Origin of the sequence: Novosphingobium sp. SG720 (assembly GCF_012275365.1) — a bacterium.
GTDB lineage: Bacteria > Pseudomonadota > Alphaproteobacteria > Sphingomonadales > Sphingomonadaceae > Novosphingobium > Novosphingobium rhizosphaerae.
Genome location: NZ_JAAZQN010000003.1, coordinates 343,531 through 369,319 on the forward strand (window position 1 = coordinate 343,531; position 25,789 = coordinate 369,319).

General features: G+C 65.2%; 22 protein-coding genes. 13 read left to right on the forward strand and 9 right to left on the reverse strand.

Translation table 11 applies throughout. The features are described from left to right. Positions 1–109: 109 nt before the first annotated feature. Positions 110–802, reverse strand: coding sequence for an extensin family protein (locus FHW94_RS13865; protein ID WP_168556416.1), 693 nt, complete (start codon positions 800–802; stop codon positions 110–112). 208 nt (positions 803–1,010) lie between these two features. On the opposite strand from FHW94_RS13865, the gene FHW94_RS13870 reads away from it, so the two are divergent. Both FHW94_RS13870 and serA read left to right on the forward strand, forming a co-directional pair. Beyond that, the gene (locus tag FHW94_RS13870; RefSeq protein ID WP_168556417.1) at positions 1,011–2,147 is read left to right on the forward strand and encodes a phosphoserine transaminase; all 1,137 of its coding nucleotides are present in this window, start codon (positions 1,011–1,013) and stop codon (positions 2,145–2,147) included. Between the two features lie 139 nt (positions 2,148–2,286). Then, a complete protein-coding gene (serA, locus tag FHW94_RS13875; RefSeq protein WP_168556418.1) occupies positions 2,287–3,870 on the forward strand; it encodes a phosphoglycerate dehydrogenase in 1,584 nt (527 codons plus the stop codon). A 116-nt stretch (positions 3,871–3,986) separates the two neighbouring features. Here the strand turns inward: serA and FHW94_RS13880 are convergent, their stop codons facing one another. After that, positions 3,987–5,990 (reverse strand): energy transducer TonB, encoded by a 2,004-nt coding sequence (locus FHW94_RS13880; protein ID WP_168556419.1) that lies wholly within the window; start codon positions 5,988–5,990, stop codon positions 3,987–3,989. A gap of 47 nt (positions 5,991–6,037) precedes the next feature. Here FHW94_RS13880 and FHW94_RS13885 point away from each other — a divergent pair, with 47 nt between their 5' ends. The 3 genes from FHW94_RS13885 to FHW94_RS13895 are packed head-to-tail and all read left to right on the forward strand — an operon-like array spanning position 6,038 to position 7,312. After that, positions 6,038–6,526 (forward strand): hypothetical protein, encoded by a 489-nt coding sequence (locus FHW94_RS13885; protein WP_168556420.1) that lies wholly within the window; start codon positions 6,038–6,040, stop codon positions 6,524–6,526. Between the two features lie 41 nt (positions 6,527–6,567). Beyond that, positions 6,568–6,915 carry a YigZ family protein gene (locus FHW94_RS13890; RefSeq protein WP_168556421.1) on the forward strand — a complete coding sequence of 116 codons (348 nt, stop codon included), beginning with the start codon at positions 6,568–6,570 and terminating at the stop codon, positions 6,913–6,915. Between the two features lie 58 nt (positions 6,916–6,973). Further along, the gene (locus tag FHW94_RS13895) at positions 6,974–7,312 is read left to right on the forward strand and encodes a hypothetical protein (RefSeq protein ID WP_210425661.1); all 339 of its coding nucleotides are present in this window, start codon (positions 6,974–6,976) and stop codon (positions 7,310–7,312) included. A gap of 98 nt (positions 7,313–7,410) precedes the next feature. Here the strand turns inward: FHW94_RS13895 and FHW94_RS13900 are convergent, their stop codons facing one another. The 3 genes from FHW94_RS13900 to FHW94_RS13910 form a co-directional block, all read right to left on the reverse strand. Beyond that, on the reverse strand, positions 7,411–7,587 hold the full coding sequence (locus tag FHW94_RS13900) for a hypothetical protein (RefSeq protein ID WP_168556422.1): 177 nt from the start codon (positions 7,585–7,587) through the stop codon (positions 7,411–7,413). 49 nt (positions 7,588–7,636) lie between these two features. Beyond that, complete coding sequence (locus FHW94_RS13905) at positions 7,637–9,004, reverse strand: HD domain-containing phosphohydrolase (protein ID WP_168556423.1); 1,368 nt, start codon at positions 9,002–9,004, stop codon at positions 7,637–7,639. Positions 9,005–9,156: 152 nt separating this feature from the next. Beyond that, entirely contained in the window at positions 9,157–11,550 is a 2,394-nt protein-coding gene (locus tag FHW94_RS13910; protein ID WP_210425662.1) for a TonB-dependent receptor, read from the reverse strand. Between the two features lie 231 nt (positions 11,551–11,781). Here FHW94_RS13910 and FHW94_RS13915 point away from each other — a divergent pair, with 231 nt between their 5' ends. From FHW94_RS13915 to FHW94_RS13930, 4 genes are all read left to right on the forward strand, one after another. Beyond that, positions 11,782–12,906: an ATP phosphoribosyltransferase regulatory subunit gene (locus FHW94_RS13915; protein ID WP_168556424.1), complete on the forward strand. Its 1,125-nt coding sequence runs from the start codon at positions 11,782–11,784 to the stop codon at positions 12,904–12,906. A gap of 153 nt (positions 12,907–13,059) precedes the next feature. Then, on the forward strand, positions 13,060–14,349 hold the full coding sequence (locus tag FHW94_RS13920) for an adenylosuccinate synthase (protein ID WP_168556425.1): 1,290 nt from the start codon (positions 13,060–13,062) through the stop codon (positions 14,347–14,349). A gap of 31 nt (positions 14,350–14,380) precedes the next feature. Continuing rightward, positions 14,381–14,905 carry a L,D-transpeptidase family protein gene (locus FHW94_RS13925; protein WP_168556426.1) on the forward strand — a complete coding sequence of 175 codons (525 nt, stop codon included), beginning with the start codon at positions 14,381–14,383 and terminating at the stop codon, positions 14,903–14,905. A 100-nt stretch (positions 14,906–15,005) separates the two neighbouring features. Continuing rightward, positions 15,006–16,055, forward strand: coding sequence for a winged helix DNA-binding protein (locus FHW94_RS13930; RefSeq protein ID WP_168556427.1), 1,050 nt, complete (start codon positions 15,006–15,008; stop codon positions 16,053–16,055). A gap of 337 nt (positions 16,056–16,392) precedes the next feature. On the opposite strand, the gene FHW94_RS13935 is transcribed toward FHW94_RS13930, so the two are convergent. Further along, on the reverse strand, positions 16,393–17,208 hold the full coding sequence (locus FHW94_RS13935) for an SIR2 family protein (RefSeq protein ID WP_168556428.1): 816 nt from the start codon (positions 17,206–17,208) through the stop codon (positions 16,393–16,395). Then, on the reverse strand, positions 17,201–17,806 hold the full coding sequence (locus tag FHW94_RS13940; RefSeq protein WP_349237521.1) for a non-canonical purine NTP pyrophosphatase: 606 nt from the start codon (positions 17,804–17,806) through the stop codon (positions 17,201–17,203). The genes FHW94_RS13935 and FHW94_RS13940 overlap by 8 nt, the downstream gene beginning before the upstream one ends. Positions 17,807–17,826: 20 nt before the next feature. On the opposite strand from FHW94_RS13940, the gene add reads away from it, so the two are divergent. Then, complete coding sequence (add, locus tag FHW94_RS13945) at positions 17,827–18,792, forward strand: adenosine deaminase (protein WP_168556429.1); 966 nt, start codon at positions 17,827–17,829, stop codon at positions 18,790–18,792. 14 nt (positions 18,793–18,806) lie between these two features. Then, complete coding sequence (locus tag FHW94_RS23290) at positions 18,807–19,337, forward strand: DUF1905 domain-containing protein (protein ID WP_246866129.1); 531 nt, start codon at positions 18,807–18,809, stop codon at positions 19,335–19,337. Positions 19,338–19,426: 89 nt separating this feature from the next. Here the strand turns inward: FHW94_RS23290 and FHW94_RS13955 are convergent, their stop codons facing one another. After that, entirely contained in the window at positions 19,427–20,935 is a 1,509-nt protein-coding gene (locus FHW94_RS13955) for a L,D-transpeptidase family protein (RefSeq protein ID WP_246866130.1), read from the reverse strand. A gap of 223 nt (positions 20,936–21,158) precedes the next feature. Here FHW94_RS13955 and FHW94_RS13960 point away from each other — a divergent pair, with 223 nt between their 5' ends. After that, positions 21,159–22,070 carry a DMT family transporter gene (locus tag FHW94_RS13960; protein WP_210425663.1) on the forward strand — a complete coding sequence of 304 codons (912 nt, stop codon included), beginning with the start codon at positions 21,159–21,161 and terminating at the stop codon, positions 22,068–22,070. A 239-nt stretch (positions 22,071–22,309) separates the two neighbouring features. On the opposite strand, the gene FHW94_RS13965 is transcribed toward FHW94_RS13960, so the two are convergent. Continuing rightward, positions 22,310–22,618 (reverse strand): hypothetical protein, encoded by a 309-nt coding sequence (locus FHW94_RS13965; RefSeq protein WP_168556430.1) that lies wholly within the window; start codon positions 22,616–22,618, stop codon positions 22,310–22,312. 488 nt (positions 22,619–23,106) lie between these two features. Here FHW94_RS13965 and acnA point away from each other — a divergent pair, with 488 nt between their 5' ends. Beyond that, positions 23,107–25,776: an aconitate hydratase AcnA gene (gene acnA / locus FHW94_RS13970; RefSeq protein WP_168556431.1), complete on the forward strand. Its 2,670-nt coding sequence runs from the start codon at positions 23,107–23,109 to the stop codon at positions 25,774–25,776. Positions 25,777–25,789: the final 13 nt, after the last annotated feature.

Below are 25,789 nucleotides of genomic sequence, written 5' to 3' on the forward strand. Positions count from 1 at the left end.
TTGAAATTATTTGTTCATCTCCACGATTGCAACGTCGATTTTCAGCATGGTGGAAGCTGCGGCAAATGCGGCAATTGTAATCCTCCCGCTATGACGCCACGTACCAATCTCACCCGCACAAAGGCCGTCCGCTCCCCACTTCCAGGTGCAGGTGATCGCGGTGCGCGGCGTTGTAGTCCGGGCTCAGCACGGTGCCGAAGCGCTTGCAGGCGCTGGTGTGCACCGCGCGCAGGAAGGCGCGGATTTGTGGGTCCTGGTCGTTCCAGTCGCGCAGCACGGTCACGCGGCGGCCGTCGGCCAGGAGGAAGCCGGAAATGTCGATGGCATTGGCCGTGGCGTGGGCGGAGCGGCGCGCGGTGCCGGCCACGTTGCGGCAGTTGTAGCTGCCCATCGTCTCCAGCTTGACCAGCGGGCTGCCCAGGATCTGCTGCGCGGCGCGGTCCACGCCGAACCGTGCCCAGCCTTGCAGGGCATTGGCCAGTTGGCAGGTCACCGGGCCGGCATTGGCCAGGCCCAGTTGCGCGCTGTCGCTGCGCAGATAGGCCAGGCGCACGCTGCCGATCGTGCTGCACCCCGCGCCGTAATACTGATCGGGCACCGGTACATAGCCGATGGCATTCTGGCGCAGCGAAACCATGCAGGCGCGCGTCGCCGCCGAATTGGGCACGGGCTGTACCACCGGGCGCGAGACCATGCGCGTGGCCCCGCGCGCCGGGCGGCGGGCGTGTTGCGGAGCATCGACACAGCCGGCAAGGGCAATCACCGGCAGCATGGCCCAGGCAAGAAGAATGCGTCGTGCCATAAACTTAAGCCTGGCGCAGTCTTGGTTACTCCAGGGTAAATGGAAAGCCCGCAGATGCACTTGGGGGGTGTTTTTGCGACGAACCGCTGCGCAGCATTTTTTGCCCTCCTGGCCGGAAGGTCGATTGACACGCCGGCCAACGCCCTTATGAGCGGCTCCGGGCCACGCGGTCCCAACGCCGCGCGTGCTCTCTGTGAGGAGAGTCTACATGACTGTTGGTATTCCCGCCGCAAAGCCGGCGCGTCCTTTCTTTTCCTCGGGTCCGTGCGCCAAGCCGCCGGGGTATTCTCTCGACAAGCTGCAAACCGAATCGCTGGGCCGCTCGCACCGCGCCAAGATCGGCAAGGCGCGCCTGCAACTCGCCATCGACCTGATGCGCGACGTGCTGCAGCTGCCCGCCACGCACCGCATCGGCATCGTGCCCGGTTCGGATACCGGCGCGTTCGAGATGGCGATGTGGACGATGCTGGGCGCCCGCGGCGTGACCACGCTGGCCTGGGAAAGCTTTGGCGAAGGCTGGGTGACCGACGCGGTCAAGCAGTTGAAGCTGGAGCCCACCGTGCTCCGCGCTGATTACGGCCAGCTGCCCGACCTTTCCAAGGTGGATTTTGCCGATGACGTGCTGTTCACCTGGAACGGCACCACCAGCGGCGTGCGCGTGCCCGATGGCGAATGGATCCCCGACGACCGCGAAGGCCTGACCTTTGCCGACGCGACCAGCGCGGTCTTTGCCTATGACATTCCGTGGGACAAGATCGACGTTGCCACCTTCTCGTGGCAGAAGGTGCTGGGCGGCGAAGGCGCGCACGGCGTCCTGATCCTTGGCCCCCGTGCGGTCGAGCGCCTGGAAACCTACACGCCGGCCTGGCCGCTGCCCAAGGTGTTCCGCCTGGTGTCCAAGGGCAAGCTCGCCGAAGGCGTGTTCAAGGGCGAAACCATCAACACCCCTTCGATGCTGGCCGTGGAAGACGCGATCTTCGCGCTCGAATGGGCCAAGTCGGTCGGCGGGCTCGAAGGGCTCAAGGCGCGTTGCACCGCCAATGCCCACGCGCTCGACAAGATCGTGACCGAGCGTTCGTGGCTGGGCCACCTGGCGGTCGACAGCGGCATCCGCTCGCGCACCTCGGTGTGCCTCACCGTCGAAGGGGCGGACGCCGACTTCATCAAGAAGTTTGCCGGCCTGCTCGAAAAGGAAGGCGCCGCGTTTGACATCGCGGGTTATCGCGATGCCCCGGCGGGCCTGCGCATCTGGTGTGGCGCCACGGTCGATACGGCCGATATCGCCGCGCTCGGCCCCTGGCTCGACTGGGCCTATGCCCAGCTGACCACGCCCGCCGAAGCCTGATCCGCATTTAGCGCCATTCCCACCACCCGTCGCGTCCGGTCAAATCCGGGGTGACGGGGCAGGGGGCGCACACTCCCCATTTCTAGCCGGCACACCCGGCCGCGCGGCTATTGTGCCGTGCACCCATGGAGCAAAGACCATGACCAAGCCCAAGGTTCTTATTTCCGACAAGATGGACCCCAACGCCGCCCGCATTTTCGAAGAGCGTGGCTGCGACGTGGACGTGATCACCGGCAAGACGCCGGAAGAATTGAAGGCAATCATCGGCCAGTACGATGGCCTGGCGATCCGCTCGTCCACCAAGGTGACCAAGGAAATCCTCGAAGCCGCCACCAACCTCAAGGTTGTCGGCCGCGCCGGGATCGGCGTGGACAATGTCGATATCCCGGCCGCATCGGCCAAGGGCGTGGTGGTGATGAACACCCCGTTCGGCAACTCGATCACCACCGCCGAACACGCCATTGCCCTGATTTTCGCGCTCGCCCGCCAGCTGCCCGAGGCCGACCTTTCGACCCAGGCGGGCAAGTGGGAAAAGAACCGCTTCATGGGCGTGGAAGTGACCGGCAAGACGCTCGGCCTGATCGGCGCGGGCAACATCGGCTCGATCGTCGCCAGCCGCGCACTGGGCCTCAAGATGAAAGTCGTGGCGTTCGACCCGTTCCTCACCCCGGAACGCGCAGTCGAAATGGGCGTGGAGAAGGCTGACCTGGAAACCCTGCTGGCCAAGGCGGACTTCATCACCCTGCACACGCCGCTGACCGACCAGACGCGCAACATCCTCTCGGCCGAAAACCTCGCCAAGACCAAGAAGGGCGTGCGCATCGTGAACTGCGCGCGTGGTGGCCTGGTCGATGAAAAGGCGCTGAAGGACCTGCTCGATTCGGGCCACATCGCCGGCGCCGCGCTCGACGTGTTCGAAACCGAACCGGCCAAGGACAGCCCGCTGTTCGGCACCTCCAACTTCATCTGCACCCCGCACCTGGGCGCTTCGACCACCGAAGCTCAGGTCAACGTGGCGCTGCAGGTGGCCGAGCAGATGGCCGATTTCTTGGTGACCGGCGGCGTGACCAACGCGCTCAACATGCCCTCGCTCTCGGCCGAGGAAGCGCCCAAGCTCAAGCCCTACATGGCGCTTGCCGAAAAGCTCGGCACGCTGGTGGGCCAGCTGGCGCACGACAACCTCACCAAGATCGCCATCGAAGTAGAAGGCGCCGCCGCCCAGCTCAACCAGAAGCCGATCACGGCGGCGGTGCTGACCGGCGTGATGAAGCAGTATTCCGACACCGTGAACATGGTCAACGCGCCGTTCCTGGCCAAGGAGCGCGGGCTCGACGTGCGCGAAGTGCGCCACGATCGCGAAGGCGAATACCGCACGCTGGTGCGCGTCACCGTCTCGACCAGCCAGGGCGACCGCTCGGTGGCCGGCACGCTGTTCGGCAACGGCCAGCCGCGCCTCGTCGAAATCTTCGGCATCGGCATCGAAGCCGATCTCGATGGCGACATGCTCTACATCGTCAACACCGACGCGCCGGGCTTCATCGGTTCGATCGGTACGCTGCTGGGCCAGTCTGGCATCAACATCGGCACGTTCCACCTGGGCCGCCGCGAAGCCGGTGGTGAAGCGGTGCTGCTGCTTTCGGTGGACAGCCCGGTGAACGAAGCCGTGCTCGCCGCCGCGCGCGAAATCCAGGGCGTGCGGGTGATCAAGGCGCTCAAGTTCTGATCGGCTCGGCCGTTCACATCACTTCAGGCCGGGCCTGAAAGGCAGGAAAGGGCGGTGCCTTGCGGCGCCGCCCTTTTTGCTGCGCGCCATGGTGGTGCGGCGGTCTTTCTGGAATATCACGACTTCTTCTTGATTTCCTTGGCGACCATCAGGTTGCCAGGAATGTTGAAGCGGATCGTTTCGCGGTTGGCGCTGCACGCCGCGCCGTTTTCCGGACGATAGCTCGCCTGATAGCGGGCCCTGCCCAGGATCGTTTGCGCGGCCTTGTCGAATACGAATGGCGGATAAGACGCCACCGCCCGCAAGGCCGCCGTGCGGCCATCGGCCTGGATATCGTATTCACTGCGCACCCAGCCTTCAAAGCCCCAGCGTGCCGCATCGGCTGGAAAAGCGCCGGCGCTGGTGTTGATGGCCGTCAGCGCAGGCTTGGGTCCGATCAGTGCGCATTGTTCCTCGCTCAGGCCAGTATCGGCAAACAGGCGCTGCGCCTCGTCCAAGCGACCTTTGCTGGCGGCGTCATTGGCCAGACGCAACAGCGCGAACTGCCGCAACGGATGGCGTGGGGGCAGGCCGGTATCGCCGGCCACGCGTTGCAGCACGGCCGTGGCATTGGCTCGGTCGGTGGCCACCGGGCGCATCGGCAAGGCAAGGAGCAGGCTGGCGTTTCGTGCCAAGGGATCGGCGGCGATGGCCGGTTCCTCCGCCAGCGTCTGCAGCGCGGGATAGCCCCGCCCGCTTCGCGTGATCACCCGGTTTTCGGGTTTGTCCGAACGCACGATCCTCTCGCGCTGCCACGTCAACAGCACCCGCGCCTGGTTGCGCAAGGCCTGCGGCAATGCCGCGTCTTGGGCCAGCACCAGGCCGCGATCGATCGAGGCGAGCCTGTCGGCATCGGTGCGCAGGTCCATATCGGCCATGGCCACCCGCGCCACCAGTTCGCTGGCCTTGTCGCCGCTTTGCCGCGCGGCATCGGTTGCGGCCAGCCATGCGGGCCAGGTTTGGCGGTTCATCGGCAGCGCCAGGGCAGCCTGGCGCGCCCATGCGGTGATCGCCTCGTTCAGCGGTGCCGCTGGCGAAAGGCCGCCACCACCCCGGCTGCAACGCAATTCCACGCGTGCCGTGGAACGAAAGAAGGCGGGCATCTTGGCCGCATCTTCGGGCTTCCAGCGCCAACTGGCTGCGGCGCGGGCAAAGGCCTGGGCCTTGGCATAGCTGCCCGTGCTGTAGAGAGTCTGGCTGCCCAGGACGTCGCCGCTCTCGCTGATCATCAATTGCACGATGGCCATGTCGTCGGGTTCGAGGCCGGTTTCCGGCCCGCAATCGGGCGAATCCATATCCGCCGCGCTGCCAAAGCTCGCACTGCCGGCGTGCCCGGCGCCGGAGTAGGCCATGTAGCGGCGTGCGTCTTCGATCTGGTTGTCGAGCAAGGCGGCTTGGGCCAAGTCCTGGCGCAGGCCGGCGTCGAACGCGCTGATATGGTCGTGCAGGCCGCCGGCCAGCTTCAACGCGGTTTCAAGTTCGGCCTTGCCCGTCTTGACCTGGCCGCGATTGAGCCAGGTGCGGCCGAGCAGGAGGTGCCATTGCGCCAGCATGATCTTGTCGGGCGCCGGCTTGGCCGTCTCCAGCCGCAGCCCTTCGTTGGCCGCGTCGATCGATCGGTTGTCGCTGTCGAATGCCGTCAGCAGGGCAATGCGCTGCAGCGCGACGCTGCGCGCGCCGTCCTGTTGCAAGGCAAGCGCGGCATCAAAATGCGCGAGCGCCCCATCATGGTCCCAGCGGCTGGCTGCCAGAGTGCCCAGCATGATTTCTGCCTGGGCAATATCGATCGGCAGCTGGTCGGCATGCGGGCGCATCGCGGCAAGCGCGGCCAGGAGCAGGGGCTCGCCCTGTTCGGCATGGCCGGTGCGGACCTGGCAGGCGCCGCGCCGTGCGGCAATCACCACGGCTGGCAGGCTGCCCGGCTTCACGTGCGGATCGGCGGCCAGCGCGTCGAGCAGGGGCAGTGCCGTTGCGCAGTCGTCCTTGTCATAGGCGGCGGTTGCCGCGTCAAAGCGCTGCTGCAGCGTGTTTTGCGGCGCCGGTTGCGCCAGCGCCGCAGCGGCGGGGGCAAAGGCACTCAACAGCCACGTCGATCGATGGCGCAACACAGTTCTCCCGTGGCATTTACATGAATATTGCCGTCAAATACTATGAACTGATGACACACCTGTCCACGTCCATTGCCCGCTTCGGGGTGTCCTGTGGGCGGCTTGCCTTTGCCTTGCTTGCCGGCGGGTGCCTGTCTGCGCCCGGCGCGGGCGCGGCGCCGGCTCCTGCAGAGCAGGCGCCCTACCGCATCGTGCTTTTGGGGGCGCGATGGTGTGCGCCGTGCATGGCCGAATATGCCAACCTGCCTGCGCTGGTGCGGGCAGCCGCGCCCGATCGCATCGTGCTGGCCTGGATCGATCGCCCGATCGCGGCGCCACCGGGCTTGCAAGGCCAGGTGGACACGATGCCGCCGGCCGCCGCGCGCGAACTCGCCGAGCGCCGGCTGGGCGTGGGTTTCGGCCTGCCAGCTGCGGTGGCATCGGGAAGCGCCTGCCAGCCATGGCGCGGCCCGCTGCGCCCGGCCGACCTGCCGGCTTGGCGGGCGGCGTGCGCGGGCCAGCCGCGTTGACCGCTTGCATTGCCCGTCCTTCCGCGCCACGCGCTGCGGCCATGCGCACGCTGGACAACATCCTTTCCGATCGCGGCTCGAAATACGCGGTGTCGGGCGCGCCGTGCCACTCTGCCGAAGAAGCGCGCACGCTGCTCGACCAGCTCAAGACGATCAAGAAGTTTGCCAAGGCCACGCACAACACCTGGGGCCTGCTCTGCGCCCAGGGGCCGATCAAGCACGACGACGGCGAAAGCGGCGCAGGCATGGTGATCGTACGCATGCTGGAACGCGCGGGATTGCAAGACCATCTCGTCATCGTCACGCGATGGTACGGTGGCAAGCATCTGGGCGGCGATCGCTTTCGCCATGTGCAGACGGCGGTTCGCGCCTATCTGGACAGCCTGTGATGGCCGGACCTTTATGCCCCGTGGTCCGTTGACGCCACACCCCGATCAAGGAAACCGCATGACCACCAATGTCCCCACTTCGCCCGCTGCCTGGCTGGCCCCGATGATCCCGCTGTGGAACCAGCAGATGCTGCTGGGCAGCGAGGCCGCCATGGTCATTGCCCGGCGGATGTGGCTGGTGGCGCTCGCCGATCCGCGCGCCGCGGCCGAAAGCCAGCGAATGGTGGCCGAAAAGGTGGAAACCCTGGCGAAAGTCTGGTGGGACATGGCCTTGGCCCCGTCGCGCGCGCTGCTAGGCGGCAAGGCGATGCCAACCGCGCATGGCGAGGCGCGTCGGGCGGTACAGACCTATCGTCGCAAGGTGCGCGCCAACTTGCGGCGGCTGGGCCCGGTTTAGAGCGCGATGACAAAAAGTGGGCACCGTTTTTTGTCAAAAAATCGCGCTACAACAAATATCTAGAGTATGAAGGCGTTTCAACGAAACGGCATCATACTCTAAGGCTTTCGCGCCACTTTGACCAAGGCCCACCCCATCGAGCCGCTCAAGGCGAGCGCGAGGGCAAGGCCGATGGCTGCCCCCCATTCCGCACCCGCGCGCCCGGCAAGCAGGCCGCCCGCGATCAGGCCCAGGATGGGAAACAGCAGCAGGGCAAGACAACCGATCGCAACCATGGCCGGTGCGATGCCCCCGCAGCGATGAACCGCCGCTGAGCCGAAAGGGTCAGCTGACCATCGCGCGCAAGGCTTCGAAGCACGGGCCATCGATCGCCTTGCCCACTTCACCGGACATGATGTCGAGCGCGCGTTCCACCGGCAGGGCGGCGCGATAGGGCCGATCGGCGGTCAGCGCGTCATAAAAATCGGCCACACTGATGATGCGCGCTTCGGTGGCGATGAGGCTTTGGTCCAGCCCGAGCGGATAGCCCTTGCCGTCGAGCCGTTCGTGGTGCGCGCCTGCCACGGCCGCCATGTCGCGCAAGGGGCCGATGCGCGAGAGGATTTCCGTGGTGTGGCTGGCATGGCTGCGCATTTCCACCCATTCGGTATCGTCGAGCTTGCCCGGTTTTTCCAGCACGCGGCTGGACACGGCGAGCTTTCCCACGTCGTGCAGCACGGCTGCCCGGCGCAGCGCCCGCAAGTCCGTCTCGCGCACGCCCATCGCCCGGCCCAGCGCCGTGGCATAGCGGCCCACGCGGCAGGAATGCCCGCCGGTATATGGGCTCTTGGCATCGATCACGGCGCCAAAGGCATCGGCAATATCGTCGAGGTAGTCCTCGTCCACCGCCACCCGGGCCTCTTCGGGTTCCAGCGCGCGGACGTGCAATTCCAGTGCCGGGTCGTTGCAATGGCTCCAGAAGCCAGGCCGCGTGCTCACTTTCAGGAACGCGTCGACCAGTTCGGGATCGAGCCAGGTGCCCCGCCGCGCGCGCACTTCGGCCTCGGCCGCCTCGGGCCCGGCAGCCTTCTGGAACACGTCGGCAATCTGGCCAAGCAAGGCCAGGCGGGCCGCCAGGGGAATGGCCTGCCCGGCCACGCCCAGCGGCTTGCCGCCGCCGTCCCAGTGTTCATCGAGAGCGGCGATGGCGGCGGCGACGCTTTCGGGAAAGCGCAATTGCCGGGCGATCGTCGCGCCGCGCGTGCAGCGGGTCTGGATCAGGTCGGTGGCGATGCGGCTGCCATCGCGCAGGATCGTGGCGATCGCGCGCATCCGGGCCGATAGGGGCTCACCGGCGCCCGTGCGCCGGAAGACAAACCCGAGCGTGGGGCCAAGCCCCTGGCCGATCAGCTTGAATTCCTGCTTGAACGTGCGATCGTCGGCCAGGTAGAGTTCGGCAATGCGCGCGGCATTGCTGGAACAGCCCAGGTCCTTGAGCAAGGTGGCATAATAGATCGTGCGCCGCTCCGCCGGGGCGAGGCCCAAGGCGATTGCCACCTGGCTGGCGATCCAGCAGGCGCGTAGCGAATGGCCTGCCGGCTGGCCTTCGGTCAGGTCGAGGGCGTAGGAGAATGCCCCCAGGATTTCGCTGAGCGAAGTTGTGGCCACCGTGGGCCTGGCAAAATCGAATTCCTGCGCGAAAGCATGGCGCATGGGCGGCCCCCGTTGATCGTTGTCGCCAGATTGGTGGCACGATTCGCGTTAAAGCCGCGTTTGCGTGGCCCACTGTCTTTGGGGCATGGCGGCCACGAAAAAGGGCGGCCCTGGCCGGGCCGCCCTGCTTGGATTTGCCGATGATTGACGGCTTACCAGTTCACGCCCAGGCGCGCGTAAAGATAGCGCCCGCCGAACCCGAACGGGGAGAAGAACGGGAACGCCACCCCGCCATTGGTGGCCAGGATGCTGGCAGGCACCTTGTCGGGGTAGATGTCGAACAGGTTGTTGGCGCCCAGGCTGATCGTCGCCTTGTCCAGCAGCTTGTAGCGCAGTTCCAGGTCGGCAATCGCGCGCTGGCCCGTGAACAGGTCGCTCGCGGCCGTGCTCGCCGGTTCGATGATGTTGCCGTAATAGCTGACGCGCGCGGTGGCGCCCAGCTTGCCCAGCGTCCAGTCCAGCGTGCCCACCACCTTTTCACCCGGCGTGCCGTTGGTGATGGTGATGATGCGCTGGCGTGCGAACAGCGCCGTGGTGCCCACCGTGTTGGCGGGCACGCTGTCCACCGTCACCTTGTTGATATTCCCGGCCACGGTGAAATCGAACGTGCCAATGGCAGCCGTGCGATGGCGATAGTGCGCCACGGCGTCGATCCCCTGCGCGGTGGTATGGATGCCATTGACGAAGAAGCGCGCGGCCGAAACGTCATACTGCAACTGGTCGGCCGCGCTCAGGTTGAGGTTTTCCGACAGGCCCAGCCCATCGCGCACCTTGATCAGGTAGCCGTCCACCGTCAGGTCGAACCCGCCCACGCGCACCACCGCGCCGGCCGAGAAGTTGACCGACTTTTCCGGGCGCAGCGCCTGGCCGCCCAGCGACTTGGCCACCGCGCTGGTCGACGGGAAGGTGCCAGTTTCGACGATGTTGCTGCCCACCAGCACCGACGAGGTGGAGGTGAAATACTGCTGTTGCAGCGAGGGCGCGCGGAACCCGGTGGACACCGCGCCGCGCAGCGCGAACCAGCGGGTGAAATCGGCGCGGGCCGAAACCTTGCCCGTGGCGATGTCGCCAAAGTCGGAATAGTGTTCGCCGCGCACCGCCGCGCCCAGGGTCAGCACCTTGGGCAGCTTGGCTTCAAGGTCCAGGTAGGCGGCATTGCTTACCCGGCTCACCCGCAGCGCATTGCCCGGCTGGAAGCCGGGGAAGCCCTGCGCGCCACCGGTCAGCGCGGTCGAGGCGCCATCGGCGCGGATGTAGGAGGCTTCCTCGCCGGCATTGATGCGATAGCCTTCGCGGCGGCCTTCCACGCCCCACGCCACGTTCAGGCTGGTGCCACCCAGGTCATAGGCGCGGCTCGCATCGATGCCGCCCACCCACTGGTCATAGATCAGCGCGCCGTCATAGAAATTGGTCGGCGAGGCGGCGCCCAGCGTGGAATTGATCGAATTGAGCGTGCGGAAGTCCAGGCGGTTGCGGCCATAGGACAGCTTGATCGTGGCATCCCATTCGCCCCACTTGCCCTTGAGGCCGGTGGTCGCGGTCAGGTCCTTGGACCGCACGTTGATCAGCGGCAGGAACCCATCGGGATAGACCGAGGTCACGTTGTTCACGTTCGACGGGTTGCGGGCAAAGGCGGCGCTGGTGCTGTCGCGGAACTGGTAGCCGCCGAACAGGAACGCGCTCCACCCGCTGTCGCCCAGCGGCAGCGAGGAGTTGATATAGCCGGTGCCCTGCTGCACCTTGGGATCGCCCAGGCGCGAGCGCACCTTGTTGGGCGTGTCGCGGGTGTCGAGGTCGGAACGGTTGGTGGCCAGGCGGTTGAGGTATTCGCCCGTCACGGTCAGGAAACCGCCGTTGTTGCCCAGCTTCAGGCCCTGCCATGCGCTCACGTTCAGCGTATCGCCATCGGTGATGTGGCGCGAGGAACGCGCGCCGTTGAACTGCGTGTCATAGAGGCCATAGCTGACCACCGCGCCGCCGCCGTGATCGGCTTCGCGCAGGCGCATGTTGACCACGCCGGCAATCGCGTCGGACCCATATTGCGCCGATGCGCCATCGCGCAGCACTTCGACCGAGCCCAGCGCGAGCGTGGGAATGGTGTTGAGATCGACTGCGGCCGAGCCACGGCCGATCGAGCCGCCCAGGTTGACCAGCGCCGAGGCATGGGCGCGCACGCCGTTGATCAGCACCAGGGTCTGGTCGGGCGAAAGACCACGCAGCGTCGCGGGCCGGATCGAGTCGGTACCGTCAACCGCCGAGGAGCGGGGGAAATCGATCGAGGGGGCGATATTGGCAATCGCGGCGCCCAGTTCGGTGGTGCCCTGGCGAGTCAAGGCTTCAGCGGTCAGCACGTCGACCGGGGCGACGGTGTCCAGCTTGGTGCGGTTCTGCGCGCGGGTGCCGGTCACCACGATCTGCGTGTCGGGTTGCTCGGCGGCCTGTTCTGCGGCTGGGCCTTCATCGGCGGCAAAGGCCGGCTGTACCGCCGCAAGCGGCAGGGCCAGCGCGGCACCAGCCAGGAAGACGTAACGATTGGTAATAATCATGCAAAACCCCGTGACGAACAATTTGCGCTGATCTTTCCGTTCTTTGGCGGCCTTGGTCAGCGTCAATGGCGCTCTAGGGTCGCCATCGGGGCAACGACAATTTGAAATTTGTCATGTGCCGGTATTTCGAATGTCATGTGGCGCCGGGGCAACGGCGGCCGGCATCGCCGTGGATTTGCGCGTGGCTTTTTCCCTACCCGCCAAGGGCCAATGCCGCTAAAGGCGCGGGCCATGGACACCAGCGATCCCGATCTCCTGCCAGAAGGCCTCGAAGACCGCCTGCCGCGTGGCGCGGCGGCCGCCACGCGCGTGATGCGCACCATCCACGGCGTGATGGAAGGCCACGGCTATGACCGTGTGCTTCCCCCGATGATCGAGTTCGAGCGCTCGCTGGCCAGCCGCATGGCCGGGATCAGTTCGCGCCGCATGTTCCGTTTCGTCGATCCGCAAAGCTTGCGGATGATGGCCCTGCGCAGCGACATCACGCCCCAGATCGGCCGCATCGCCGGCACGCGTCTGGCCGCCGCGCCGCGTCCGTTGCGCCTGTGCTATGCCGGGCAGGTGGTGACGATCAAGGGCGCCGGGCTCGATCCCGCGCGCGAAAAGCTGCAGTGCGGCGCCGAACTGATCGGGGCCGACAATGTCGCCGCCGCCGCCGAAGTGGTTGCCGTGGCGATCGAGGCGCTCCAGGCGGCCGGGGCCAAGGGTGTCAGCGTCGATTTCACCCTGCCCGACCTGGTCGATACCCTGGCGGAAAAGGCCCTGCCGCTCGGGCCCGGTCAGATCGACGCCGTGCGCCGCGAACTCGATACCAAGGATGCCGGCGGCCTGGTGGAGGCGGGTGGCGAGGCCTATGTGCCGCTACTCTACGCAACCGGCGATTTCGATACTGCGATCGAGAAACTGGCTGCCATCGATGCCGGTGGGGCGCTGGCCGGGCGCATCGCCGCCCTGCGCGAAATTGCCCTGCGCCTCGATGGTCGCGCGCGCCTCACGCTCGATCCCTCGGAACGGCATGGCTTCGAATATCAATCGTGGTTTGGCTTCGTGCTCTATGCCGATGGCGTGCGCGGCGCGTTGGGCCGGGGCGGCACCTATCGCATCGCCGCGCCGGATGGGGGCGAAGGGGAGGTGGCCACCGGCTTCTCGCTCTATCCCGATGCCCTGATCGACCTGATCGCCAGTGCCGAACCCCCGGCCGACAAGCTGTTCCTGCCGCTGGGCCACGATCGCGCTGCCGCCGACCGGCTGCGCGCTATCGGCTGGCGCACGGTGGCGGCGTTGAGCGAGGCGGACGAGGCCGCGTCGCTTGGCTGTACCCATGTGCTTGGCTCGCAAGGGCCCCAGGCGCTGTAAAGCGGCTGCCCTGCTCTTGACTCGCGCGGGGCGGTGCCACTAGGGCGCCACCCGCACACATCCTTGCGCGTCTACGCGCCCAACCCACCCGCTGCGCCGAGTCCTGTCGAAGGGCGCTGTTCGGGTCCACCTGGCAGGTGGAGGAGTGTATCTGTGGCAAATGTAACCGTGATCGGCGCCCAATGGGGCGATGAAGGCAAAGGCAAGATCGTCGATTGGCTGGCCAGCCGGGCTGACGCCGTCGTGCGCTTCCAGGGCGGGCACAACGCCGGCCACACGCTGGTGGTGGGTGAACAGGTCTACAAGCTTTCGCTGCTGCCCTCGGGCATCGTCACCGGCACGCTGTCGATCATCGGCAATGGTGTGGTGCTCGATCCCTGGGCGCTCAAGGCCGAGATCGAAAAGCTGACCGCGCAGGGCGTGGAAATCAACGCCGACAATTTCGCCATTGCCGACAATTGCCCGCTGATCCTGCCGCTGCACCGCGATCTCGATGGCTTGCGTGAGGCGGCGGCCGGCGCCGGCAAGATCGGCACCACCGGGCGCGGCATCGGCCCGGCCTATGAAGACAAGGTCGGCCGCCGCGCCATCCGCGTGTGCGACCTGGCGCACCTCGACGCGCTCGATGCGCAGCTCGACCGCCTCTGTGCCCATCACGATGCCCTGCGCGCCGGCTTTGGCCAGCCGCCGGTCGATCGCGCCGCCCTGCTAGAAGAGCTCAAGGCGATCGCGCCCTATGTGCTGCAATTCGCCCAGCCGGTCTGGAAGCGCCTGAATGCCGTGCGCAAGGCCGGCGCGCGCATCCTGTTCGAAGGCGCGCAGGGCGTGCTGCTCGATGTGGACCACGGCACTTATCCGTTCGTCACTTCGTCCAACACCGTGTCGGGCACGGCGGCTTCGGGTTCGGGCCTGGGCCCGGCGGCCACCGGCTTCGTGCTGGGTATCGTCAAGGCCTATACCACCCGCGTCGGCTCCGGCCCGTTCCCCACCGAACTGGCCGATGACGTGGGCCAGCGCCTGGGCGAACGCGGCCACGAATTCGGCACCGTCACTGGCCGCAAGCGCCGCTGCGGCTGGTTCGACGCCGTGCTCACCCGCCAGTCCTGCGCCATTTCCGGCGTTACCGGCATCGCGCTGACCAAGCTCGACGTGCTCGACGGCTTCGACAAGGTGAAGATCTGCATCGGCTATCGCCTCAACGGCAAAGTGCTGGACTATTTCCCCAGCCACGCCGCCGACCAGGCCAATGTCGAGCCGATCTACGAGGAAATGGACGGCTGGCACGGCACCACCGCCGGTGCGCGCTCGTGGGCCGATCTGCCCGCCCAGGCGATCAAGTACATTCAGCGCGTGCAGGAATTGATCGAAACGCCGGTGGCGCTGGTCAGCACCTCGCCCGAGCGCGAAGACACCATCCTCGTGCGCGATCCCTTCGTGGATTGATCGCCCGAAACGCGGCGATAGGATGGCGCCCATGCGTCGCCCTCTTGTCCTGTTGATCGGATTGTTGGCGGCGGCAGGCCTGTGGGCCTTGCCGCCGCTGTTGTTTCGCGCGCGAGCCCGTGCCCAGGATGCGGGGGAGGTGGCGCGGGTGCGCGTGGAAAAGGCGGCCCGGCGCCTGGTCCTGCTCGATGGGAACGACCAGCCCTTGCGCGTGTTCACCGGCATCCAGCTTGGCCCCAACCCGATCGGGCCCAAGCATTTCCAGGGCGATGGCCGCACGCCCGAAGGCCATTACACCATCGATCGCGGCAATCCGAACAGCGCCTATCACCTCTCGCTGCACATCTCCTATCCCGACGCGGCGGATCGGGCCTTTGCCCAGGCGGCGGGAAAGCCGCCGGGCGGCGACATTTTCCTGCATGGCCAGCCCAATTTCATGGGGCCGGCGCGGGCACCGGGGGACTGGACCGAAGGCTGTATCGCGCTCACCAACTCCGAAATCGAGGAAATCTGGCAGCGCGTGGGCGACGGAACGCCGATCGACCTGATGCCGTGAGGCGCGCAGCTTGATCCAAAACCGAGGTATCTGGCGTTGACCTGATCCCGCTTTGTTCCGCAGATGTTCGTATACGCGGTTTTACGGAGTGGGGGCAAACATGGGGCAATCGGCAGCGCGTTTCGATTATGGGCTTCCTGGCGATGGCGGGGCAGCAAACGACCGGGTGCAGGAACGCCCGCTCGGTTGGGGCCAGGAAGGGCGCGGGATCAATCCCTTGGCGGTTTCGATCTTCGCCGATCGCGGCTATCTGCGCGCCGAAATGGCAGAGGATGCGGCCGCTGCCGGCCTCCGCGTGGCGCAGACCAGCGATCTGGAACGGCTGGTGGCCGATGCCGCCTCGCCTGCGCTGGGCGATGTCGTGCTGGTCGATTGCCCGGTGATCGACGGGCTGGAACTGGCGGCGCTTTCGCGCCTGGATAGTCGCGCCGCGCAAAGCGGCTCGCAACTGGTGGTATCCACCAGCATCGGCTCGCTCGACGATGTCTATGGCTGTCTCGACCAGTCCGAAGCGCAGATTCTCGTCACGCCCAGCCGGGCCGAACGCGTGATCGCCATGGGCCGCGTGCTGGCCCGCACCGGCAACCGCGTGCGCGAACTGGGGGAGGAAGACCGCCTCACCCTGCTGCGCCTGACCGAGCAGGTCACCAATATCGCCGCGCGCCTGGAACAGCTTTCGTCGGGCAACAATGTCGATGCGGAAAGCGCCTCGGCGTTCCGCTTCAACGGTGAAAGTGGCGAAGCCGGCCCGGCCAAGCTCGACGAAGGCACCGATCGCCTGGTGCGCACCGCGCGCCCGCCGCTGCCCGATCCCCGCCTGGTGCGCAAGATCATCCGCCAGCGCCAGCTGCGCGCCCGCTTCTTCGAAGGCGATCTGTTCGCCGATCCGGCGTGGGACATGCTGCTCGATCTCACCGCCGCCCGCGTCGAACACGTGCGCGTCTCGGTCACCTCGCTGTGCATCGCCTCGGGCGTACCGCCCACGACGGCCCTGCGCTGGATCGGCCAGATGACCGACGCCGGCCTGCTCCAGCGCGTGGACGACGAAACCGACCGCCGCCGCGCTTTCATCACCCTCACCGACAAAGCCGCCGACGCCATGGCCCGCTACTTCGCCGAACTGGGCTCCAGCGCCAACGCCCTGGTGTAAAAGCAAAAGGCCCCCTCCTCTTCAAAGGGAGGGGTTGGGGGGCGAGGTGGAAAACTGCGCTTAGTGGCGGCATGCTGTTCTGCCGTGGCTTCGCAGCAAACGGACTTTCGGCTTCAGGGCATCCGCCTTTAGGTGGCAGTCATCCCATACTGGAGATGGTGATGGAGGCTACCGACCAACTCTCGTCGTTCCGGGGCGGTGCTGAGAGCGTCAGTCCACGCTGACACCAGTCATTCCCGGCGACAGAGCCGCCTGTCAAAGCCCACCGTGCGTTCAGGCTTAGAGCCCAAATGGTGAAAGGCGCAAATGGTTGGCAGCCAGAACGTCTCGACGGACATTAATTCCCTCTCCGTACGGCCTCGATCAGTTGATTGAAGAGTCCGGGCAGAGCATCGTCCGGACTGTCGCCGTCGTAGACGATCGCCCGGACTCCTCGGCTTTCCAGCACTCGCTCCTGCACGGGATCAGGATTGAGCAGAAAGATGTAGGAAGTCGGTCGCTTGTCGGCGAACCGGGACGCTGCCCAGAGCTTGTTCATCCGGTACAACATAAGCCTCAGATTAAGGTCGCTAAGGCTGTAACCCACGAACAGGACGCTGCGCCCGAGGATGTCAGACCGAAACTTGATGTCGAGTGGTGAATCGAAATCGAGGCGATCAAAATAGTCTGATTCAGACAAGACCAGACTGCTTTCTTCGTCGAAGTCTCCGTGGAACTTGACTATATGTGTTCGGTCAGAACACGCGTTCGCTACGTCGAGCACCGATACAATTTTAGAAAAATTCCGTTCTCGCAGTTCAAATGTCCGCTCAATGTTGCGGTCGTAGTTAGTAGTGTAAATGAAGGGGAAATCTAGATCCACGATCTGATTGTGGACACGAGACGCATTCAGTTTTTCGTCCGGTACGGTCCAAGTGCGATCCATCCAGCTTCTGAGTCGACCGATGCTGCCGCTTTCAAGCCGGTAGTATTCGGCTAACTGGAGATAGTCGGCACCGGGGCGGACTAAGACGTCGGGATCGTAGCCTAGTTCCGTTGCGACGTGCCGCATGAGCCCACCCCATGAAGGAAGACCAAGCGGCACGGACAGGCCTGCGCCGGCAAACAGGACGACTTTTTGATCCCGAATTTGGCGTGCGAGTTCCTCAAGCATGCGCTGCATGCACCAAATGAGCGGCTAATGCGTCGAGGGCTCGACGGCGCATTGAAATTTCGTTCTTACGTTCACCCATCTCGGCAAACGTCTCATCATAACCATCTGGCATGAAGACGCAGTCCCACTGGAACTTTCGGTCTCCGCGCGGTTCAGGTGTGAAGGTTCCACGGATCTCGCCCTCGAACTGATGAATGTCCCGGCCGTCGCAGTACCCGATCCGGGTCTTTGCGGTTACGCCAACTTCGTTGCCGTGGCCAAAGAGCTTGCAAACACGGTCCGGTCCAAGCTTGTCCCAAAACACTTGTGTGAGACCCCCTGGCAGGCCCTGCATTTGATCTATGAAGAGTCCGGTCTGTTCTACGAAGACCTTATGACCGAGCCGGTGGAAAGCCTTTAGGGTCTTGTCCCTAACCAAGCCAACCGTGTCGTCCGTCTGAAGCTCCGTGAGCGCAAACTCGACAGGTATGACCTCGACACCCACTTGACCAAGAATAGAGGTCGCCTCTTCGATCTTGAAAGGGTTACCCGAGAGAAACCTTATTCGCATGCAGCCACCACTGTTTCTGAACTCCGGACACTTCCATTCGAACGGCACCTCTCCTAAGGCACGCGACCATGTACGTCGACCTTCATGTCCACCTGCGCGGTACTATCTCACGCGCTACAGCTCAAAAGCTTGCGAGACGAAACGGCATCGGCGCTTTGGACGATCTGCTTGCTGCACCTGATTATGGCTGGACCAACTTCAAGTCGTTCCTGCACGCGTATGATCGGGTGGCCTCCGTAGTCACTACGGCGGCCGACATCGAAGAGGTCGCATACGACTATCTCCGCACAGCGGCAGCCGATGGCACAGGCTACCTCGAGTTTATGCTCTCGACACCCCATGAGAACCGGAGCGGCCCGGCGTACGCCGACCAAATCGCGGCGATCGACGCGGCCGCTGACAGGGCGCTCGAGGAGACCGGCATTGAGTGCCGTATCATCGCGACTGCAGTCCGCCATCTCGGTCAGACTGCTGCGCTCGAAGCGGCCCGCATCGCCATCGCGACCCGCTCATCACGCCTCGTCGGGTTCGGCCTTACTGGGGACGAAAAACCCTATGAACTCGCACTTTTCCAAGAGGCTTTTGCAATCGCACGTGCAGAAGGCCTTAAGACGACGGCTCATGCAGGCGAGCACCTCGGCGCCGATACCATCATAGAGGCCATCGAAGTGCTCGGCTTAGACCGCGTTGGTCACGGCGTGAGCGCCGCCAGTTCGCCGAACGTCATGCGGCAGCTTGCGGCGATGGGCACGCCGCTGGAGGTGTGTATAAGCAGCAACCTTCAGCTCGGCGTGTTCGCCGACCTCGCTAGCCACCCCGTTGGCCTCCTCGCAGGTGCCGGATGCGTCATTACGCTGGGGACCGACGATCCCGCCTTTTTCGGAACGTCACTGTCCCATGAGTACGCTCTGGCGCGAAAAAGCTCCCCAGATCTGCTCACGCCAAGTCGCATCTCTATGAGTGCCGTCGAGGCCGCATTCTGCGACGAAAAGACCAAATCTGGTCTACGAGCGAGATTAGGCATGATGCGCTAGGTCAAGCTCGGACGTTGAAGAAATGGCATACACGTTTCCACAACTGGCGGGTTCCGGCGGAGCTGGACGTTCACAGTCGCGGCAACGACCGGCAGGTATGTCCCAATCTCGGTCCTTCACACCAAAGTTTTGCTAACCGCCTGCCGTGGGTGGCGGCGCACGGCGGCAGGAGTGGGAACCCCGTTGCCAAAACGCCCTTCCCATGCGTCAATGCTGCCATGCCACCGCCATCCCCTCCGCTTGCCGAAATCACCTTCACCGGTGAAGTGATCGCCTGGCGCGGGCCGGCGCCTTATGTGTTCGTTGCCCTGCCGGACGAGACGGTCATGCCGGTGCGCGTGGCGGCGCGGGAGGCGAGCTATGGTTGGGGCGTCGTCCCGGTCGCCGTGTGGGTGCGGGATGTTGCCTTCACCACCTCGCTGTTTCCGCGGGAGGGAGGTTATCTGCTGCCGCTCAAGGTTGCAGTGCGCAAGGCGACGGGCATCGGCTTGGGCGACCGGATTGCCGTGAGGCTGGCGGTCGTTGCGAAAAACGATCGCGCCTGATCGCCAGACGCGAACCTGCGCGCCCAGCCGGATTCATCAGGTGAAGGGGGCTATGCCCCCTTCGAAATCCCTGTCTTCGTGCTCGCGGCTTACAGCGGGTTGTCCAGCTTGATCACCGCTTCGTTGCTCTTGCGCTGGGTGGTGTGCAGCTGGCGCGGCTGGGCAAAGCTGGCGAGCACCTTGGGATCGCGGCCATAGATATCGGTAAAGCTGCGCATGGTGCCGTTCACGTCACGCGCCACGGTGAAATAGGTGATGTAGACCGGAAACGGCTTGGTCATCGGCACCTTGGTGTACTTGCCGGAAAGGTTGTACTCCACCGCCGTTTCCTTGGGCAGGTCGGCGCCCAGGATGGCCATGGTCATCGCCAGTTCGGTGGCGCGTTCGGCGCGGATGCAACCGTGCGACAGGGCGCGGTTTTCCTGCGCGAACAGGTTCCGGTTGGGCGTGTCGTGGATATAGATGGCGAACTCGTTGGGCATGTCGAGCTTCACGCGGCCCAGCGAATTGTTCTCGCCCGGCTGCTGCACCACCTGGATCGTCCCGTCGGACAACTGCTTGACGGCATAGTTCATGCGCTTAGCCTTGGCGGGATGGGCCAAGAGGTCCGCGCCCAGGCCTTCGCCCTTCACGATCGACTGCGGCACCGTCCACGTGGGGTTGAACACCACGTTCTCAACCATTTCGGCCAGCTGCGGCGTGGCGGTCTTGCCCGGCTTGCCCACGATGGCACGATAGGTGGTGATGATCTGGTTGTTCACCGTCAGCCGCAGCATCTGCTCTGGCACGTTGATCATCAGGTATTGCAGGCCAAGGTCGCGCGCCAGCCAGCGCCAGCGGTCCATGTTGGCGCGCACCAGGGCAAGCTTGGCCGGGTCCTTGGTGGTCTGCAGCAACTGGCGCAGCAGCGCGTAATCGGGGTGCGTGGGCAAGAGGCCGCGCAGCGTGCCTTTCACGTCGTGGCTTTCGGTGGCCTGGGCCAGCAGCGCGGAATTGGGGTGCAAATCCTGGTCCGGGTCCACCGCGAACCACTGCTCGCGCGCGGTCATCGGCGTGCGCCCGTCGCGCAAGTCTTCGGCCAGCCACACGAACAGCCGGCTGGCCAACTGGTTCAGATCGTCGCCTTCGCCCTTGGCAATCGCGGCTGCCAGGGCGGCGGGCTGGTAATCGCGGGCGAACAGCCCTTCGGTGCCGATGCCGCGAATGGCCGAAAGCAGGTCCTTGGCATCCTGCAGCGTCCACACTGCCACGGGCGGCGGCGCTTCCACTTCGGGCAGGGCCGGGGGCGGAGTTGGCACGGCGACAGCAGCGCCCGGTGCGGGGGGCACGGCGGGGCTGGCGGCGGGGGCAGGGGGCACCTGGGCGGGCGTTGCCGGCCGACCGGAGTTGGCGCGCGCCTGCGGTGTCTGCGGCGTGGCGGGCTGGGCCTGGGCGGTCAGGTCCACCGGTCCCTTGCTGTCCTGCGTGCGGGCCAGGGCCGGGGTGGCAAGGGTTGATCCGGCAACAAGGCCAGAAACGATGGAAGCCATGGCCAGCGTCGTCGCGCCGGAAAGGCGCGCACGGAAACCGCGCTGCGGCCAGGTCTTGCGGGGGGTCATCGGTTCGAAATTCCCTGTTGCCATTCGGTTGCACGCACGTGGTGCACGGTTCATCTACTGCCCCATGCCTACCTGCCAATCAAGCAGCGAGGCTTTCGCCAAGCTGAATCCGCACATGGGCAAAGGCGCTTTTCATTGAAAACGAAAGGGGCGCCGCATCGTTTCCGGCATTTTGCCCCGATCTGCAATGGCCAGTGCGGCAGGGCGGCGCTATGGCCCAGCCATGCCTGGTTCAGACGTGCCTGCCCCGCGCCCGCTGCTGCCCATCCTTGTCGCCCTGGCAGGCCTTGCCAGTTTCAGCATGATGGACGGGGTGATGAAAGCCGCCTCGCTCGCGCTGGGCGCCTTTGCGGCGATCTTCTGGCGCAGCACGGTGGGCGCGCTGGTCATGGCGCCCATGTGGCTGCGCGAAACGATGGTGCTGCGTGGCGGACGCCTGCCGCCCGCCGCCAGCCTGAAAGTCCACGTGCTGCGCGGGGTGGTGTCGGCCGGCATGGCCATCCTGTTCTTCGATGGCGTGGTGCGCATGCCACTGGCGCAAGGCATGGCCCTGTCGTTCGTGGCGCCGCTCATCGCGCTTTACCTAGCGGCAGTGACGCTGGGCGAAAAGCTCAGCCGCCGCGCAGTGACCGGCTCGCTGCTCGCACTGGTCGGCGTGGCCGTGATCGCGGCCGACCAACTCGGCGCCGCCCCCGGCCCCGATGCCTGGCGTGGGCTGGTGGAAATCCTCACTTCCTCGGTGCTGTATGCCGTCACCCTGGTGTTGCAGCGACGCCAGGCGCAATTGGCCACCCCCGTGGAAGTGGCGTTCTATCAAAGCATCGTCATCGCCCTGCTGCTCGCGCCCCTCGCCGTGGTCTGGGCGCCCTGGCCCACGCCGGAGGAGTGGGGCCTGGTCCTCGCCGGCGCCGTACTGGCGGCCATGGCCATGATGCTGCTCGCCTGGGCCTATGCCCGCGCTCAGGCGCAAGTGCTGGTCCCGCTGGAATACACTGCGTTCATCTGGGCCGCGATCGTGGGTTGGCTGGCCTTTGCCGAGCCGGTCACGCGCGGCACGATCGCGGGCGTCACGCTGATCGTCGCCGGCTGCGCGCTGGCGACGCGGCGCGACGACCCGCCGCCGGAGGTGATTTAGGGGTTTTTGCACCTGTCACCGTAGTTCGAACACTGCGGAGTGAAGTCAGTTCAGGCAATGCTGTGCTTATGCGATCGTTGGCATGCGTCCGCTCGCCTAAGCTGCTTTCCACCGGTTAGGCCGCCAATAACCCTCGCTTCATCTCGCCCATGAGGTCCACGTCCTTCGTCGGGTCGTGGAAGAGGTGCCCGCAAACTTCATTTGGCTGTGAACCCATAAAGTTATGGGGCGATATAGCTTTAGCGAGGCGCCTGTTCGCTGAGTTCTCCGCCGGAATGTAGCTGGAGAAACAGCGCGGCTTTCTTCGCAAGATCGGCCCATTCTGAGCGGATTACGAGCACAAGCGGCTCGTTGTCGTCGATCGGATCGACATCGACGCGCTCTTCACATTGCGGGCGGAGTGCAACGGTCAGTTCCGTCCAACCACCGACGGGGGCATCATCATCATTTCCATCTGAATCGAAGTCGCAGTCGTTACCCCAGAGGTGGCGTGCGACAGAGACGGATTGTGGCCGCTCACTTGGTGAGATCAGATAGTAATTGAACATGCCGGTGATCCTGTAGCGGAAGGCGCCGGACTGCAACTCCCCACCGCAAGTTGGGTGGCAGTGACAGTGCACTTGGCGTTACGGTGACAGGGCTACGGCGAAAATGCGCTTGTTATCATCTTTTGGCTTGGCCCGCGTTTACACGGCCTTGGACCGCGCTCAAGTATCGCTTCAACAAGTTCCAGGAACGCGCCCGATCCGAGCGCGGGCGTCCGATTCGCGGCGCGCTTTACCCACACCCGCCCCAAATCGACCAACTGCACCCAGCATGAGACAATACTTCTGCTATTGCGTCGCAATAAGCGAAATCGCGCAAATTTAGCGATTTCCCGCCCTTGACGAGGCGGCCCATACAGCGCATCGCGGCGCCGTTCACGAGAGGCCCGCTCGGCCATCGGTGCCCCCGGACATGGGCGTGGCCCCCGGCAAAGGCACCGGTTCTTTGCCCCTGCGGTCCCTCGCCAACGGCAGGAGGATTTCGCTTAGCCATGACCCAGGTCGGACAGGACTCGCTCGGCACGCGCAGCACGCTTACCGTAGGCGGCAAGAACGTCGCCTATTACTCCCTCAAGAAGGCCGCCGAAAAGTTCGGCGATGTCTCGCGGTTGCCCTTCTCGATGAAGGTGCTGCTGGAAAACCTTCTCCGTTTCGAAGACGGCGGCTTCACGGTCTCGACCGACGACGTCAAGGCCCTGGTCGATTGGCAGAAGAACCCGTCGAGCAGCGCCGAAATCCAGTACCGCCCCGCGCGCGTGCTGCTGCAGGATTTCACCGGCGTGCCCTGCGTGGTCGACCTTGCCGCGATGCGCGACGCCATTGCCAAGCTGGGCGGCGATACCAGCAAGATCAACCCGCTGGTGCCCGTGCACCTGGTGATCGACCACTCGGTCATGGTCGATGAATTCGGCCACCCCAAGGCGTTCGAACAGAACGTCGAGATCGAATATTATCGCAACGGCGAACGCTACGACTTCCTCAAGTGGGGCTCCAAGTCGCTGTCGAACTTCCACGCCGTGCCCCCGGGCACCGGCATCTGCCACCAGGTGAACCTGGAGCACATCGCCCAGACGGTGTGGACCGCGGAAGACCAGGACGGCAACCTGGTGGCTTACCCTGACACGTGCGTCGGCACCGACAGCCACACCACCATGGTCAATGGCCTGGGCGTGCTCGGCTGGGGCGTGGGCGGCATCGAAGCCGAAGCGGCCATGCTCGGCCAGCCGGTCTCGATGCTCATCCCCGAAGTGGTCGGCTTCAAGTTCACCGGCCAGCTTCAGGAAGGCGTGACCGCCACCGACCTCGTGCTGACCGCCACCAACATGCTGCGCAAGCACGGCGTGGTTGGCCGCTTCGTGGAATACTTCGGCCCCGGCCTCGCCGGCCTGACCCTGGCCGACCGCGCCACGCTGGCCAACATGGCGCCGGAATATGGCGCCACCTGCGGCTTCTTCGGCATCGACGAAAAGACGCTGGACTACATGCGCCTGACCGGGCGCGAGGAAGACCAGATCGCGCTGGTCGAAGCCTATGCCAAGGAGCAGGGCTTCTGGATCGATCCGTCGGTCGAACCGATCTTCACCTCGACGCTCGAACTCGACCTGTCGACCGTGGTGCCTTCGCTCGCCGGCCCCAAGCGCCCGCAGGACAAGGTCAACCTTCCCGACGTGGACGACGTGTTCAACAAGGACCTGGGCGACCTTTACAAGAAGACCCAGTCGCGCGTGGCCGTCGACGGCAAGGACCATGACATCGGCGACGGTGACGTGGTGATCGCCGCGATCACCAGCTGCACCAACACGTCGAACCCCGGCGTGCTGATCGCCGCCGGCCTCGTCGCCAAGAAGGCGGACGAGCTGGGCCTCAAGCCCAAGCCCTGGGTCAAGACCTCGCTGGCACCGGGCTCGCAGGTCGTCACCGATTACCTGATCAAGGCCGGCCTCCAGTCGCACCTCGACAACATCGGGTTCAACCTGGTGGGTTATGGCTGCACCACCTGCATCGGCAACTCCGGCCCGCTGGCCGAGCCGATCAGCAAGGCGATCAACGAGAACGGCATCGTCGCCGCTTCGGTGATCTCGGGCAACCGCAACTTCGAAGGCCGCGTCAGCCCCGACGTGCGCGCCAACTTCCTGGCTTCGCCGCCGCTGGTCGTGGCCTATGCGCTCAAGGGCACGGTGATCGAAGATTTCACCACCACCCCGATCGGCACGAGCAAGGACGGCGCGGCCGTCTATCTCAAGGACATCTGGCCGACCAACGCCGAAGTCGCTTCGGTCATGGCCGGCGCGATGAACCGCCAGATGTTCCAGGCCCGCTATGCAGACGTCTACAAGGGCGACCAGCACTGGCAGGCGATCAACGTCACGGGCTCGGAAACCTATTCGTGGCGCGCCGGATCGACCTATGTCGCCAATCCGCCGTACTTCGAAGGCATGAGCATGACGCCGGCCCCGGTGTCCGACATCGTCGGCGCCAAGCCGCTGCTGATCCTGGGCGATTCGATCACCACCGACCACATCTCGCCGGCCGGTTCGATCAAGGCCGATAGCCCGGCGGGCAAGTGGCTGCAGGAACACCAGGTCGCCAAGGCAGACTTCAACTCCTACGGCGCGCGCCGTGGCCACCACGAAGTGATGATGCGCGGCACTTTTGCCAACATCCGCATCAAGAACGAAATGGTCCCCGGCACCGAAGGCGGCTTCTCGCGCTATGGCGACGAAGTGGGCGCGGTCTATGACGTGGCGCAGAAGTACAAGGCCGATGGCACGCCGATGGTGGTCATCGCCGGCAAGGAATACGGCACCGGCTCCTCGCGCGATTGGGCGGCCAAGGGCACCAACCTGCTCGGCGTGCGCGCCGTGATCGTCGAAAGCTTCGAGCGTATTCACCGCTCGAACCTGGTCGGCATGGGTGTGCTGCCGCTTCAGTTCCTGGAAGGCCAGACGCGCCAGACCCTGGGCCTGACCGGCGACGACGCGTTCACCATCGAAGGCGTCGCCAATCTCCAGCCGCGCCAGACCGTGACCGTGAAGGTTACCCGCGCCGATGGCAGCACGTTCACGTTCGAGGCGCTGTGCCGCATCGATACCGCCAACGAGCTGGAATACTTCAACAACGGCGGCATCCTGCACTACGTGCTGCGCAAGCTGGCGGCCTGATCCGCCAGCGGCC

Coding starts and splice junctions, on each gene's coding strand:
- FHW94_RS13885 (WP_168556420.1), top strand. CDS start 6,038: ATGAATATTGCCGTCAAATACTATGAACTGATGACACACCTGTCCACG.
- serA (WP_168556418.1), top strand. CDS start 2,287: ATGACCAAGCCCAAGGTTCTTATTTCCGACAAGATGGACCCCAACGCC.
- add (WP_168556429.1), top strand. CDS start 17,827: ATGTACGTCGACCTTCATGTCCACCTGCGCGGTACTATCTCACGCGCT.
- FHW94_RS13925 (WP_168556426.1), top strand. CDS start 14,381: ATGCGTCGCCCTCTTGTCCTGTTGATCGGATTGTTGGCGGCGGCAGGC.
- FHW94_RS13965 (WP_168556430.1), bottom strand. CDS start 22,618: ATGTTCAATTACTATCTGATCTCACCAAGTGAGCGGCCACAATCCGTC.
- FHW94_RS13935 (WP_168556428.1), bottom strand. CDS start 17,208: ATGCTTGAGGAACTCGCACGCCAAATTCGGGATCAAAAAGTCGTCCTG.
- FHW94_RS13955 (WP_246866130.1), bottom strand. CDS start 20,935: ATGACCCCCCGCAAGACCTGGCCGCAGCGCGGTTTCCGTGCGCGCCTT.
- FHW94_RS13900 (WP_168556422.1), bottom strand. CDS start 7,587: ATGGTTGCGATCGGTTGTCTTGCCCTGCTGCTGTTTCCCATCCTGGGC.
- FHW94_RS13905 (WP_168556423.1), bottom strand. CDS start 9,004: ATGCGCCATGCTTTCGCGCAGGAATTCGATTTTGCCAGGCCCACGGTG.
- acnA (WP_168556431.1), top strand. CDS start 23,107: ATGACCCAGGTCGGACAGGACTCGCTCGGCACGCGCAGCACGCTTACC.
- FHW94_RS13915 (WP_168556424.1), top strand. CDS start 11,782: ATGGACACCAGCGATCCCGATCTCCTGCCAGAAGGCCTCGAAGACCGC.
- FHW94_RS13910 (WP_210425662.1), bottom strand. CDS start 11,550: ATGATTATTACCAATCGTTACGTCTTCCTGGCTGGTGCCGCGCTGGCC.
- FHW94_RS13960 (WP_210425663.1), top strand. CDS start 21,159: ATGCCTGGTTCAGACGTGCCTGCCCCGCGCCCGCTGCTGCCCATCCTT.
- FHW94_RS13890 (WP_168556421.1), top strand. CDS start 6,568: ATGCGCACGCTGGACAACATCCTTTCCGATCGCGGCTCGAAATACGCG.
- FHW94_RS13895 (WP_210425661.1), top strand. CDS start 6,974: ATGACCACCAATGTCCCCACTTCGCCCGCTGCCTGGCTGGCCCCGATG.
- FHW94_RS13930 (WP_168556427.1), top strand. CDS start 15,006: ATGGGGCAATCGGCAGCGCGTTTCGATTATGGGCTTCCTGGCGATGGC.
- FHW94_RS13865 (WP_168556416.1), bottom strand. CDS start 802: ATGGCACGACGCATTCTTCTTGCCTGGGCCATGCTGCCGGTGATTGCC.
- FHW94_RS13870 (WP_168556417.1), top strand. CDS start 1,011: ATGACTGTTGGTATTCCCGCCGCAAAGCCGGCGCGTCCTTTCTTTTCC.